This is a genomic window from Pseudoalteromonas sp. B131b (genome assembly GCF_037162545.1).
GTDB lineage: Bacteria > Pseudomonadota > Gammaproteobacteria > Enterobacterales > Alteromonadaceae > Pseudoalteromonas > Pseudoalteromonas fuliginea.
Map to the genome: position 1 here is coordinate 827,297 of NZ_JARLUZ010000001.1, position 13,124 is coordinate 840,420.

At 40.1% G+C, this 13,124-nt stretch carries 6 protein-coding genes and 1 pseudogene; 3 read left to right on the forward strand and 4 right to left on the reverse strand.

What is annotated here, in order from left to right; genetic code table 11:
• Positions 1 to 277: 277 nt before the first annotated feature.
• Positions 278 to 3,742, reverse strand: coding sequence for a S8 family serine peptidase (locus P4S65_RS03900; protein WP_337119605.1), 3,465 nt, complete (start codon positions 3,740 to 3,742; stop codon positions 278 to 280).
• Positions 3,743 to 3,980: 238 nt separating this feature from the next.
• Here P4S65_RS03900 and P4S65_RS03905 point away from each other — a divergent pair, with 238 nt between their 5' ends.
• On the forward strand, positions 3,981 to 4,451 hold the full coding sequence (locus P4S65_RS03905; protein ID WP_007377300.1) for a DUF2721 domain-containing protein: 471 nt from the start codon (positions 3,981 to 3,983) through the stop codon (positions 4,449 to 4,451).
• Positions 4,452 to 4,543: 92 nt separating this feature from the next.
• Positions 4,544 to 4,996 carry a c-type cytochrome gene (locus tag P4S65_RS03910; protein ID WP_096793980.1) on the forward strand — a complete coding sequence of 151 codons (453 nt, stop codon included), beginning with the start codon at positions 4,544 to 4,546 and terminating at the stop codon, positions 4,994 to 4,996.
• 114 nt (positions 4,997 to 5,110) lie between these two features.
• Here P4S65_RS03910 and P4S65_RS03915 read toward each other — a convergent pair.
• Positions 5,111 to 8,265: pseudogene (locus P4S65_RS03915) on the reverse strand (efflux RND transporter permease subunit).
• Positions 8,266 to 8,278: 13 nt separating this feature from the next.
• Positions 8,279 to 9,454, reverse strand: a complete 1,176-nt coding sequence (locus P4S65_RS03920) for an efflux RND transporter periplasmic adaptor subunit (RefSeq protein ID WP_337119606.1) — start codon at positions 9,452 to 9,454, stop codon at positions 8,279 to 8,281.
• A 289-nt stretch (positions 9,455 to 9,743) separates the two neighbouring features.
• On the opposite strand from P4S65_RS03920, the gene P4S65_RS03925 reads away from it, so the two are divergent.
• Complete coding sequence (locus P4S65_RS03925; protein WP_337119607.1) at positions 9,744 to 12,251, forward strand: zinc-dependent metalloprotease; 2,508 nt, start codon at positions 9,744 to 9,746, stop codon at positions 12,249 to 12,251.
• Positions 12,252 to 12,323: 72 nt separating this feature from the next.
• Here the strand turns inward: P4S65_RS03925 and P4S65_RS03930 are convergent, their stop codons facing one another.
• Positions 12,324 to 13,112: a PhzF family phenazine biosynthesis protein gene (locus tag P4S65_RS03930; RefSeq protein ID WP_306724592.1), complete on the reverse strand. Its 789-nt coding sequence runs from the start codon at positions 13,110 to 13,112 to the stop codon at positions 12,324 to 12,326.
• Positions 13,113 to 13,124 lie beyond the last annotated feature (12 nt).

Consider the following 13,124-nt stretch of genomic DNA (forward strand, 5'->3'; position numbering starts at 1 on the left):
AGTCCTTGTTGTATTTAATTTTTATTAAGTAATACCAACTTAATCAATTTGAGAGATTAAACCTGACGCTAACGGTGTTAGAAATTTCTAATATAGAACGACTAAATAACGAAATTTTTGCCTTGTTATCGACAGGATTTTCTTAACTCAAAGTAGCTCATTTAATTAAGCAGATTGGTATAAATATATCTAAAATTAGAATTTGTCGTTATTTAATTTGAGAAGCCATGTAAAAAGGGAGCCGAAGCTCCCTTTATATAACAGTTAAGTTATAAAATTACTTTTGTTTACGACGACGCATAAATGCAAACGGCGCTACTAGTAATGTTAACCATGCAAGAGAACCAGAAGAGCTTTTCTTCTTAGTCTCAACAACTGGAGGTACTACCACTTCAGCAACGCTAACGTTAACCATTACAGGTTCAGAAACATTACCGCGTACATCAATTGCCACAACTTGAATTTCAGCTGATGAATTTCCAACTAACAACTCTGTATTTACAACAACTACTTGACCTTGCTCATCAACACCTAGACCAATATTGGTATTAGACTGAACGAAGTACTCCGAAACGTCTAAGTCAAAATCAGACTCCGTAATTGTTAATTTACCAACAACTGTGCCATTTTCTGCATCTTCAGAAACTGTAAATTCACCACCAACTAACATTGGAGCTTCAATTGCAGGAAGCTCTAAATCAGCACTTGCCATTGCTTTAACAACACCCAGGCCAGATGTTTGCGATAATGCAAATGGACCGCTGGCTTCAACAATAGCTTTTTCACCAGGTTTAAGTGATGAAACCACTTCGCCTGTCTCTAATGACGTTAATGCTACAGTAGGAGAAGTACCAAATAACGTTGAACCTTCAACGCTGTCTGTTTCAGAAAACACACCCGTTTGATAAGCAGGGCTACCTACTGAAGCTTTAAAGTTCATTTGCTCGCCAATTAGCGAAGCATCTACGTTAAATAAGTTTGTACACGCAGAGAATGTAACCGTGTTCTCACCCGCTGAATGAAACATCGGAGTAACCCATGCTAAAGAGTCGTTACCCGCACCATCTGTTGTTCCAATTACTGTACGGCTACGACCTGGGAATGCAGTTTGGCGACCACGGTCGTTATAGTTTTGCATAATTTGATCAAATACGCCGTCATTATCTGTATCTATTTCAAGTCTAAAGCCAGCTTGGAATACATGAGTTAATGGGTCACGTAATTGGATAGAAGATGTTACAAAGATACCCGAATCACAAGAGTCATCAGCAAAAGCAGAGAAAGTAGTCGAAATAATATTAAATTCAGCTTCTTCTCGTGTTTTTTCAGTACCCATTGCAATAATGGTTTCTGCGAACGGCGTAATTTCTGTTTGACCACTATTTTCAACGATAAGTGCCATCTCGTTGTCTATAATTTGAGATGAAACACTTAGCGCTGTCGCTGCTTTTGGCATTACGTGATACACAACGTGTAAATCATGATCTGTATCTGTACTTGCATCATCAAATACTAATGCACCATCAAACTCTACTGAAGTAAGTGCTGCGCTTCTTGCTGCAATATCGTCAGCACTAAACGGGTTTTCTAATTCCCATACTGGCAGTTTTGTAGGATCAACAGTTAGTACCACGTCAAAATTCATTGACTGACCTGCAGGAATTGTTACTGATGCAGGGAAATCCCAACTAATTGCAGCTGTATCTTCATCATTCTGGTAACGCGCTTCAGTGCGTAGTGCATACGTTTTAGCGTCTGATGAAAAGTTTTTAACCGTTACAGTCTGCGTTAACGACTCTGTTTCAGTCATAGACACCAGACCAAAAGAAAGCGCAGCTTGCTTAGTATTAAATTGTGTATTATTAACCCATGCAGCTACTGGTAAATTAACTGCTTTAGTTACGTCAACTAAGCCTGAACCAATCATACTAATTGGAGCAAGCTTTGAGTCAGGGTTAGTTGCTAGCGGCTCGTTGGTTACATTTAGGTCAGCTGCATTCATGATCGTAGCTTTAATTTCAAATGCATTACGCTCAGGGTGAGCTTCGCGAATCATCGCAACGGCACCGGCAGTTATAGGGCCAGAGAAAGACGTACCATCTACTGGTGATAGTCCATCTTGTGTGCCTGCGGCGGCGACTAATATAGCCGTTCCTGGTGCAGTAATTTCAGGCTTTAATAAACCATCCATAGAAGGACCACGAGAAGAGAAAGTTGCTACGGCTCCCGATGTTGTTTTAACTTTAACATCAATATCAAATGTTGCCGTATCACCTGCCGCTAATTGCGCTTTTAAAGCAACACCTGCGGCAAAATTAATACCTACATTTTTAATCGTAACAGCAGCGTTACTGCCACCCATAGGTGCAGGGGTGCCATCATCTGTATTATTAGCAATCAGTACAAATTCAGCACCTTTTTTCTGTGCATTAAGTACTTTAACTGTAAATGCACACGTGCCACGGTCAATTAATACTGCTTTACCTGTAAAATCAACATCAGCGGCAAACTCATCACAACCATTTTGGTTAGCATCAGGGTAAACTAATTCAATATCAGCGCCTGAAATAGCATAGTCAGCCTGCAAACCAAACCCTGAACCTTGGATATTACCTTCAACGCCCGCAACAGTACCAGTAGCTATACTAACTTGAGCTGTTGGGTGCGTCATCGCGCCTACAGATAGTGCATTCGGTGTTGTACTTGGGCCACCAACACGAAATGGGTTATCGCCGTCATTACCAGCAGAAATAACCATATTTACACCCAAATCAACGGCGCGTTGAATTAGGTACTGCGCACCACCACCTGTGTATGTATCACCAAACTCGCCACCGAGTGACATATTCATTACATCGACACGATCAGAAATGTCACCATCCCCATTAGGATCCATAGCAGCTTCTAATGCTGCAACTTGTGCCGCACTTGGACAGCCACCACCACATACAGAATAAACATATAGCTCTACATCCGGTGCAATACCATTAACTGAGTGTGAAGAAGATGTACCGTGATTTGTTGGCTCATCAACATCAGCAATAACAACAACAGGATCGTTTTCAATTGGATCAGCATCATTGCGAATAAAATCGAAACCGCCTTTTACAATACCTTGTGGCCAAGTAACTACAGCTGGATCTGCTTGAGCAGCATCATATGCCTCAACAGTACCCGCGCCATCAAATGCTTTGTGAGTATAATCAATACCTGTATCTAAAACAGCTACTCGCTGGCCTTTACCACTTACAATACCCTCATCGATTAAAGGTTTAGCATGAATATAGTCAGACGTTGCAGCTACATGTAACTCGTTATCAAACATAGGTAATACTTTAGCTACACGTGAGTCTTTTGCTATTTTAGCTAATGCTTCTGGTGATGCTTGAACAATTAGTGTTGGTGCTAGTATTTTAGTTTTACCAATTACTTTCGCATCAAAATCTAAGCTATTGAGCTCTAAAGTCATTGTATCTTGAAGCTGCTCAATATTTGCCGTAATTTCACGGTTGTTTGATGCCTGATAAGTACCATTTACAAATCCATCAACAGAGGTCGTCGCACGAAGTACGATCATATATGCTGATGGTTCTTTCTGTGCAGAAACAGTATCTTTAACTTGCTCTGCTTGGTGATGAGCAATAGTAACTGTAGGTAAAGTTGTTGCACTTGCGAATGTTGCAATAAACGCACTTGATACTGCAGTTGCTATTGCAGTTCTTTTTATTATGTTTTTAGACATTATTTCCCCTGGGACGAGTTTTATATTATTGTGCTTATACCAATCGTAATTGGTTTGTAACTAGAATATAAAACTTTACACCCACCCTGAGCAACACCTTGATTACAAACAAATTACAATGCGTCTACACAAAGACAGAAAACAAGCCTAAGCAATTGATTTGAAGTAACAATAATTCAATTTAAATTTGTAAACAAGTGTAAACAAGTGTAAACAAATCGACCTTTTTGAGACAAATATGAATAATGAAGTGATTAACATCTTAACTATGGCTAAAGTAATCCAAACCGCAGTGGCTCCTGTGTTCCTCATAACCGGGATTGCTGCCACGCTGGGTGTGTTATCTAATCGCTTAGCACGAATTACCGATAGGGCACGCCAATTAGAACGCAGGTTAAAGGTAAGTACAGATGAAGATTTCAATAAATCACTGGCTACAGAACTTCGCGCCCTTTTAAAGCGCTCTCGATGTATACATATTGCTTTTAGTTTAAGTGTATTAAGCGCATTGCTTGTATGTGCTGTGGTTATGCTGTTGTTTTTATCACATATTCAATCTATAAATTTAGGCGTTACAATTGCCTGCTGCTTTGTTGCAGCAATGGCATTGCTTATATGTGCCTTTATGTCTTTACTTGGCGAGGTATTTTTAGCAACTCGAAGCATGCGTCGCGGGATGATATTTGCTGACATAGACATAAACGATTAAATTTTAATTAAACCCATCGCATTTGCTTGAATAAATACGATGTTAGATACAATATACTTAATTAATAATTAAAATTTCCAACAGGGGCAAACATGAAATTAAAAAACGTATTAGCAACAATAGCGCTAGCAACGTGTGCATTTAGCGTATCGGCAAATTCTGCATTTAAAGAGCCAAGTGACGCAATTGAGTATCGCCAAGCTGCATTTTCAATGATCTCAGTACAAATAAGCGATATGGGTGCAATGCTAAAAGGCAAAGTACCTTTTGACGCAGAGCAATTTAAAAAGCGTGCTAACAACGCAGCTGCACTTTCAAAAATGCCATGGGAAGCGTTTTACGAAGGAACCGATAAAGGCGACACAGCTGCACTTGCTGCTGTTTGGTCTGAAAACGATACCTTTATGAAAAAAGCAACTGCATTCCAACAATACGCAGATGAGCTAGCAGTAGCGGCTCAATCAGGCGATAAGGCCGTAATTGGTAAAGCTTTTGGCGCATGGGCTAAAGGCTGTAAAGATTGCCATAAGCAATTTAAAGATTAATTATTGTTGTTTTAATACTTAATGTAGTAACAACAAATGATAAAAAGCACTGAATGGTTAATTATTCAGTGCTTTTTTGTACCCAGCATTTAAGCCCGTATGTTATTTATTGAGCTAAACCTTCTGCGGGCGACGTTTAAATACAGCCCTAATCCCACCCAAAATGCGTGTAAACACCTTACCAATATCACTTAATATAATATACAAACATGGTACCAATATAAGCGTTATTAATGTTGCAAACATCACTGCAAAACCAAGCGCTACCGCCATAGGTATTACAAACTTAGCCTGCAAGCTTGTTTCAAACATAATGGGCAATACACCTGCAAATGTAGTAATTGAAGTAAGTAATATAGGTCTGAATCGAGCACAACCGGCATCTATTACAGCATTTTTAATACTAACACCTGTTTTACGGGCCTGATTCACATAATCGGTCATAACGAGTGAGTCGTTTATAACCACCCCTGCTGCTGCAATAATACCAAAGCCAGACATTAAAGTTATATCCAAACCAAACCAGTAATGCCCCCATATTGCTCCCGTTAAGCTAAATGGAATCACCGACATAACAATAAGTGGTTGCGCATAACTCTTAAGGGGTACGGCTAATAAGATATACACCAAAATCATGCCGCCGAAGAAAAACATCTTCTGCTGATTAGCTTGATCTTGTTGCTCTTCAATGGCGCCACCAAGTTCTGACTTAACACTTGGGTACTCTTCTTTAAGTTGTGGTAGTAATTTTTCTTTAATTTGATCTACAACTTCGTTTGGCTCAATCACTTCTTCATCTATGTTTCCATAAACATACACTGTACGATAACCCCCTTCGCGGCGAATATAACTAATACCCGGTGTTTCAGTGAGTTCAACTACATCACCAAGCAGTACTTCACGGCCCTGCGGGGTAGTAACAACCGCATGCTTAAGTGACGAAAATGCCTCTCGAGTCAGTTTAGGGTAACGTACCATTACACGCACCTCTTCGCCGTTTCGAATAACACGCTGAGCCTCACCACCGTAAAAGCTTGCCCCAACTTGATTAGCAATAGAAGCCAAATCTAAACCTAAGTCGTAAGCGACCGGTTTTAGGCTCATTTGCACTTCTTTACTGGCAGGGTCTATTGTTGAGCTAATATCAAACAAACCTTCTTGCTGTTGCAGCAATTCTATAAAGCGACGACCAGCATTATTTAATGTATCAATATCTGAGCCATATAATAAATAACCAAATTCGCCGTCACTGCCTCCTCCATTTACATCATCATAAATGGTTAATGATTTAACACCGGCAATATCAGGCATGGCTTCGCGCCAACGGCGTGATAATTCAAACGCGTTATAAGGCCTTATACTTTCATCAACAAGAGGTACGAGCACTTGGGCTTCGGTGCGCCCTTGGTTAAATACTAAAATATCTCTTATGAGTTTTTGACCATATTTGCGCTCGGTATCTTCATCAATCGCAATCACCATCGTCTCTATTTCACGAATAGCATTTATTGTTTGTATGTCTGATACATTGTCATTCATTTCTAGATTTATTTGTGGGTAGTCATGCGGAATTTTTGGCATAAACCCAGTACGAACTTGATTTGATGAGATTAAAGCAAAGGTTACGATCAATAGGGCGATAAATGAAAATAATACTGACCAACGCCATTCAACACAACGTACAACAAAGCGCTTATATGGGCCATTTACAAAACCAAAAAATCGCGTATTAAACCGATCTCGCCAGCCCCCTCTTTTATTGGTGAAAAATGAGTGTGGGCAATATGGGCAGGCAATATCAACTTTGATTCAATCAAACTAAATACCAAACACAGCATTACCACCACAGCTATACCATAAAAGAAGGCACTTTCTGGACCTGTAGATAACGTAAATGGAGCAAATACTGCAATGGTAGTTAGTACACCAAAAGTTGCGGGGGTTGCTACGCGTTTTGCGCCATTAACCACATTAACAACACCGCCGCCTTTTTTCTCTATTTCGGTGTAGGCACTTTCGCCTATGACAATGGCATCGTCCACCACAATCCCTAGCACCATAATAAAAGCAAAAAGTGATAAAATATTAATGGTTACACCAAACAGTGGCATCATCATCATTGCGCCCAAAAAGCACACTGGTAAACCAATCATTACCCATAATGCCAACTTAAAGCGTAAAAAGATTGATAGCATAATTGCAACCAAAATAGCGCCCTGAATGAGGTTTGTAACCATCATGTCTAAGCGGGCATTTAGGTAATACGTAAAATCCATTAGTGGCTCTAAACGAACCCCCAGTGGTAGCTCTTTGTTTTTTAATTCTATAAATGCTTTTACTGAATCAGCAACTGGGATAATACTTTGCTCTTCAGTCGCTTTCACCGATATATAAACTGCATTTTCACCATTGAATTTAAAGTAACGCTCACCTTCAGTGAACTGATCTTTAATCACGGCAATATCTTGCAGTAACACTTTAGCGCCGTTAGCCCCTATTTTTACCGGTATTTGCCTAAATTCTTCACCAGAGTAAAACTGATTTTCGACGCGAACAGAAATAACACCTGCGTCTGTTTTTAGCTGCCCCGCCGAAAAGTTAGCTGAGTAACGACGCACTGCATTCATTACATCACTAAGGGTTAGGTTATATTGACGCAGCGTATCGGGTTCGATTTCAATTGCTATTTCATCAAGAGGAACATCGTTTACCACTAACGACACGTTAGATAGCTGTAGTAACTCATCTTCTATTTGGTTTGCTATAGGCTTAAGCTCAGTTAGCGGTAAGTCAGCAACGAGCGTCATACCTATAACATCTTGTTTAAACTCAACTTGACTTATGGTGACCGGTTCCATACCGGCTGGGAACGTTGCTATACCATCAACCCGTAATTTAACTTTATCGAGTATATCGGTAAGCCCTACATCGGTATTAATTTCAAGACTTGCTCTACCGCCATTTCTAAATGCCCTGTACACACCTTTTTTAATTTCGGTCACATCTTTTAGCGACTCTTCAATTTTTATAAGTATGCTTTCTTCAATTTCTTGTGGTGAAGCGCCTGGATAGTTAGCTTCAATATTAATGTAGTTAATTTCTACATTAGGGAACATTTGGCGTTGGATATTTAGAAAGCTAATAATTCCCATCACCACAATAAAAATCATCATTAGGTTGGCAGCAACGGAGTTATTAGCGAAGTAAGCAATAATACCGGTTTGTTTTTCAGCGTTAGGCGCTGTATTTGGTAGTTCAGTGTTACTCATAACTCAGCCTACCTTATAATTTTTCAGTGGAAGCATTTTCAAGTGCCTCTGTTTTTTTAGTATCTTGAAGGCCCGCAATTTTTACAGCCATGCCTTTTTGCGGATATTCTGGCAAAGTAATCACCAACTTATCATCTGCTTGCAAACCATCACTGATGTAAAAGTACTCACCCTCTTCACGAATAACTGTGACTTTGCGCGGCTCAAGTTGCTGCTCTTCATTAACGATCCATACGGTTTTGTTATTAACTAATTCTTGCGGTAAGCGGTAAATATTATTAAGCATTGCACCTGCAAAATTTACCTGTACGTAGCTACCAAACTTAATGGCTGGTTGTATATTCTTAAGACCGTATGGGTCTTCTATACGCACTACTAAACTGCTCATACGCGTAGCGTTATCAACAATCCCTAGGTCGCGGTCAATTACACCTTCACGGGTGAAGCTGTTTAGGCCTTTTTGAATAATCGTTGCGGTAATACCTTTAATACGCTCTGGCAAAAAAACGCTATCGAACCCTGCTATAGGAATAATCACTTCAGCGGTCTCAATATTATTGAGTTCAGCAACTTGCGAACCCATAGTGACAAATTGTCCAACACCTATATTTCGACTAATAACCAATGCATCATAAGGGGCTGTTACATCACAATTATCCAAATCACGTTGCGCGCGCTTTAATGCAGCTTGCGCCGACTTAACAGATGCTTGTGCACTGAGCACTTGAGGTTTACGTAAAAATAAATCGGTACGCGCTTTACTTGGAAAGCGCTTGGCTTCGTCTTCGGCTACTTGCGCTTGAGCTTGCTCTTCAATTAAACCGGCTTGCGCGCGGGCAAGCTCTGCCTCTGCAACAAGTACTGCAGCTTCATAGTTATCTTTTTCAATAGTAAACAGCGTCTCGCCACGAGCAACTACACCACCGGCTACAAAATTAGGGTGCCAACTTAATACTTCACCCGAGACCTGCGCCGAAAGCTGTGTATTTTCAAGTGGTTTTACTTCGCCGTAGCTATTAATGATAACTTGGTGATCATTTGCTGCCACAGGCTCAACTTGCACCGTTGGACGAGCATCAATAACTTCTTTTTCTGATTCTTTTGCAATAGCGTTAATTGCCATAAAACCAACGATACCTAAAGCAAGCGCGACGAATGGAAAAACCCATCTAAGTGAATTTGATTGCATATCTTATTTATCCCTAAAATTCTATTAACACCATAATACCAGAGCTATACGAAACATTAAGATGACATTTGTAAGCAACTGTTGCAAATACATCCAAATTACAACTTTATATAAGTATAAAAGATGAATGAAATGGTGATTAATCTCATTCGTTATATTTTGTTACAAACTTTTATTTATTAATATCAATTAATTAGCTTTGAACGCTTAAATTTCATCGCGAAGATGTGCGAAATTAAATTAATTTACGTACAGTCCAATTAAATTAACAAATATTAAAAGTCTCAAAATGAAATTAACGTCCATCACCCTTGCGCTTAGCTTAGCGTTTGGCAGCCATGCATTTGCAGCCGATAAAAAAGACGAAAAAGAGTCAAAAACACTTAGCGAAATGATCAAAGGACAAACCGAATTTGCCGGTATATTTAGCCTTTATCAAGACGAAAAAACCGGTAAGCACCTTATGGTGATTAACGAATCCCAACTCAATACGCCGTTTGTGTATTTTGCGCACACTGTCGATGGCGTTACAGATGCAGGCCATTATCGTGGTGCATACCGTGAAACTAAGTTAATTGAATTTAGAAAATACTTTGACCGTATCGATATTATTAGCAAAACACCTCGCTACAAATTTGACGAAAGCAGTGCGATTTCAAAAGCGAGTGATGCCAATATTAGTGAAGCGGTACTTGCGAGCATTAAAATAGAAAAAGAAGAAGACGGTAAAATAGCATTTAATGTAAATAAGTTATTTTTAAGCGAAGCACTTCATAAAGTATCACCTACGCCAAATCCAGCAGATAAAAACGCTAAAAAACGCTTTAAAGTAGGTAAACTAGACGATAAAAAATCACGCATTATTAAACAGCGTCCATACCCTAATAACTTAGACGTAGTAGTTGATTACGTATTTACTAACCCAAGCCCTACTGTACGTGGCTCTAATGCAGTAAGCGATCCTCGCAGTGTATCGGTAAAAGTGCAGCACTCGTTTGTTGCTCTTCCTAGCAACAATTATGCACCCCGTATGGATGATGCTCGCATTGGTTATTTTACAAATCAATTTGATCAAATGACATCTACCGATTGGGCACCTTATCAAGATGTTATAAAACGCTGGGACTTACAAAAGAAAGACCCAAGTGCAGCGCTTTCAGAGCCAGTAAAACCAATTACTTGGTGGATAGAGAATACGACACCAGTTGAATGGCGCGATACTATTCGTGACGCTGTTTTAACGTGGAATACCTCTTTTGAAAAAGCCGGTTTTAAAAATGCTTTAGAAGTAAAAGTACAACCAGATGATGCAGATTGGGATGCGGGCGATATTAATTACAACGTACTGCGCTGGACTTCGTCACCTAAACCTCCATTTGGCGGATACGGTCCAGCACTTGCCAACCCATTAACAGGCGAAATACTGGGCTCAGACATTATGCTTGAGTTTGTATTTATGAAAAACCGCTGGATTTACGACACACTTTTCACCCAAGGAACAATGAGCCACGGTGAAGCAACAAATACCGGCGAGCTAAATTGCTCTCTTGGGCATGAGATTCAACAAAATCTAATGCTTGCCAAAGGCCTTGCTAGCGGCGACAAAATTGAAGATAAAGAAATGCTTCGCCAAGGTTTAACGCAACTGGTACTTCACGAAGTAGGCCATACTTTAGGTCTTAACCACAATATGAAATCATCTATTTTGTGGGATGAAAAAGAAGTACACGACAAAAACAAAACCCAAGGCATAGTAACCGGCTCTGTTATGGATTATGCACCGGCTAACATTGCCCCAATTGGTGTGCAGCAAGGTGATATTTTTCAAACAAAACCAGGTCCTTATGATGATTGGGCAATTAATTACGGTTATAGCGTATCACTTGCAGATGAAGCGGCTGAGCAAGCTCGACTTGAAAAAATACTTGCTCGTTCAAGTGAACATGCCCTTGCCTTTGGTAACGATGCCGACGACATGCGCGCACCAGGTCGCCATATCGATCCACGTGTAATGATTGGTGATTTGTCGTCAAACCCTGCAGCCTATGGCGCAGATCGCATGGCACTTATCAATAAACTATTTACTGAACTAAAAGATAAAGCAACGGTTAAAGGTGAGTCTTACCAACAGCTTGTTACCTCTGCTAATAACTTATTTGGTCAGTACCGAGCTCAAGCAGGTGTGGTTTCTCGCCAGATTGGTGGCGTATACGTTGAGCGCGCTGTAGTGGGTGATGCAAACGCAGATAAACCATTTACACCGGTATCGCTTGAGCGTCAAACACAAGCAATGGATATACTAGCAAAGTTTGTATTTGCGCCAGATGTACTACAAAACATGCAACCTCTTTATAGCTACTTACAGCTGCAACGTCGTGGCTTTAATCACTTTGGCAAAAATGAAGACCCTAAAGCACACCAAATGATTTTAGGGATGCAAAAGTCTGTACTTGCCCAGCTATTACACCCTGCTGTGTTACTGCGTATTTCTGACACCGCTCTATACGGTAATGAATATAGCCTAACTCAGTTTATGCAAGATTTAACTGCCAGCATTTTTGTGAAACGCAAAGACGCCAACTCTATTAGCCACAACTTACAAATTGAGTATGTTAACCAGCTAATCGCGATTGCAGGCCTTGGTAAAGCAAGTAAATTTGATAACCTAGCTAAAACCGCTGCGTTATATCAGCTAACTCAAATAGCCGATACCAGTGTTGCATGGGGTGCAGATACAGCAACTAAAGCGCATAAAAAATATATTGATCGCTTAATTGCAAAAGCGCTAGAAGCGTAAAGCAGCTCTAACAATTGAGTAAAACCAAGGCCACGTTTAACGTGGCCTTTTTTATAACAAGAACAATAAAGATTAAATATAAATAGTGCCTTCTAAATACCTTACAGCATGCCCGGTTAAGGTGACGGTTGTATCACCCACTTCGCAAGTTAGCTGCCCGCCTCTGCTTGAAGCTTGATAAGCGCTTAACGTAGTTTTACCTAATTGCAGCGCCCAGTAAGGTGCCAAGCCAGTATGAATAGAACCTGTCACATAATCTTCGTCGCCACCGCTTGCAGGCCAAAAATAACGAGATATAAAATCATATTCAGCACTTGGAGCAGTGGCCACTACATCAAGTGGATAAAGCGTTTTTAAAAGCTCTGAGCTAGTTTTTAATTCAAGTATTTGATCGGCATTTTCATAAATAGCAAAGTAAGCTTGGCGGTTTTTAAGCACTTTACTCGGTTGTATAGACAAGCCATCAAGCAATTGCTGCGGTACATTTTGCACTTCAACCGGTGCTTGTTTCGGAAAGGTCATTGCAAAGCTGCCATCAGCGTTTTTATTAACGATTAGCTCGCCCACCGCATCAGCAATAAAGCGAATTTGCGATATATTATGCTCTTCACATAAAACATAGGCAGCCGCAAGTGTGGCATGACCACAAAAGTCAATTTCCATTAACGGCGAAAACCAGCGAATAACAAAACTGCCATCGTCTTGCTGGCAGGTAAAAGCCGTTTCAGATACGTTATTTTCAGCGCCAATTTTTAGCATTAAATCGTCACTTAGCCACGATTTCAATGGGATCACTGCCGCATAGTTACCTTTAAATAACTCATTCGTAAACGCATCAATTTGATGAATAGTTAATTGCATTGTTTAAACTTT

What these genes read in the sequence shown, in the direction of transcription:
- P4S65_RS03900 (WP_337119605.1), bottom strand. Translation starts at nt 3,742, where the DNA reads ATGTCTAAAAACATAATAAAAAGAACTGCAATAGCAACTGCAGTATCA.
- P4S65_RS03905 (WP_007377300.1), top strand. Translation starts at nt 3,981, where the DNA reads ATGAATAATGAAGTGATTAACATCTTAACTATGGCTAAAGTAATCCAA.
- P4S65_RS03910 (WP_096793980.1), top strand. Translation starts at nt 4,544, where the DNA reads ATGAAATTAAAAAACGTATTAGCAACAATAGCGCTAGCAACGTGTGCA.
- P4S65_RS03920 (WP_337119606.1), bottom strand. Translation starts at nt 9,454, where the DNA reads ATGCAATCAAATTCACTTAGATGGGTTTTTCCATTCGTCGCGCTTGCT.
- P4S65_RS03925 (WP_337119607.1), top strand. Translation starts at nt 9,744, where the DNA reads ATGAAATTAACGTCCATCACCCTTGCGCTTAGCTTAGCGTTTGGCAGC.
- P4S65_RS03930 (WP_306724592.1), bottom strand. Translation starts at nt 13,112, where the DNA reads ATGCAATTAACTATTCATCAAATTGATGCGTTTACGAATGAGTTATTT.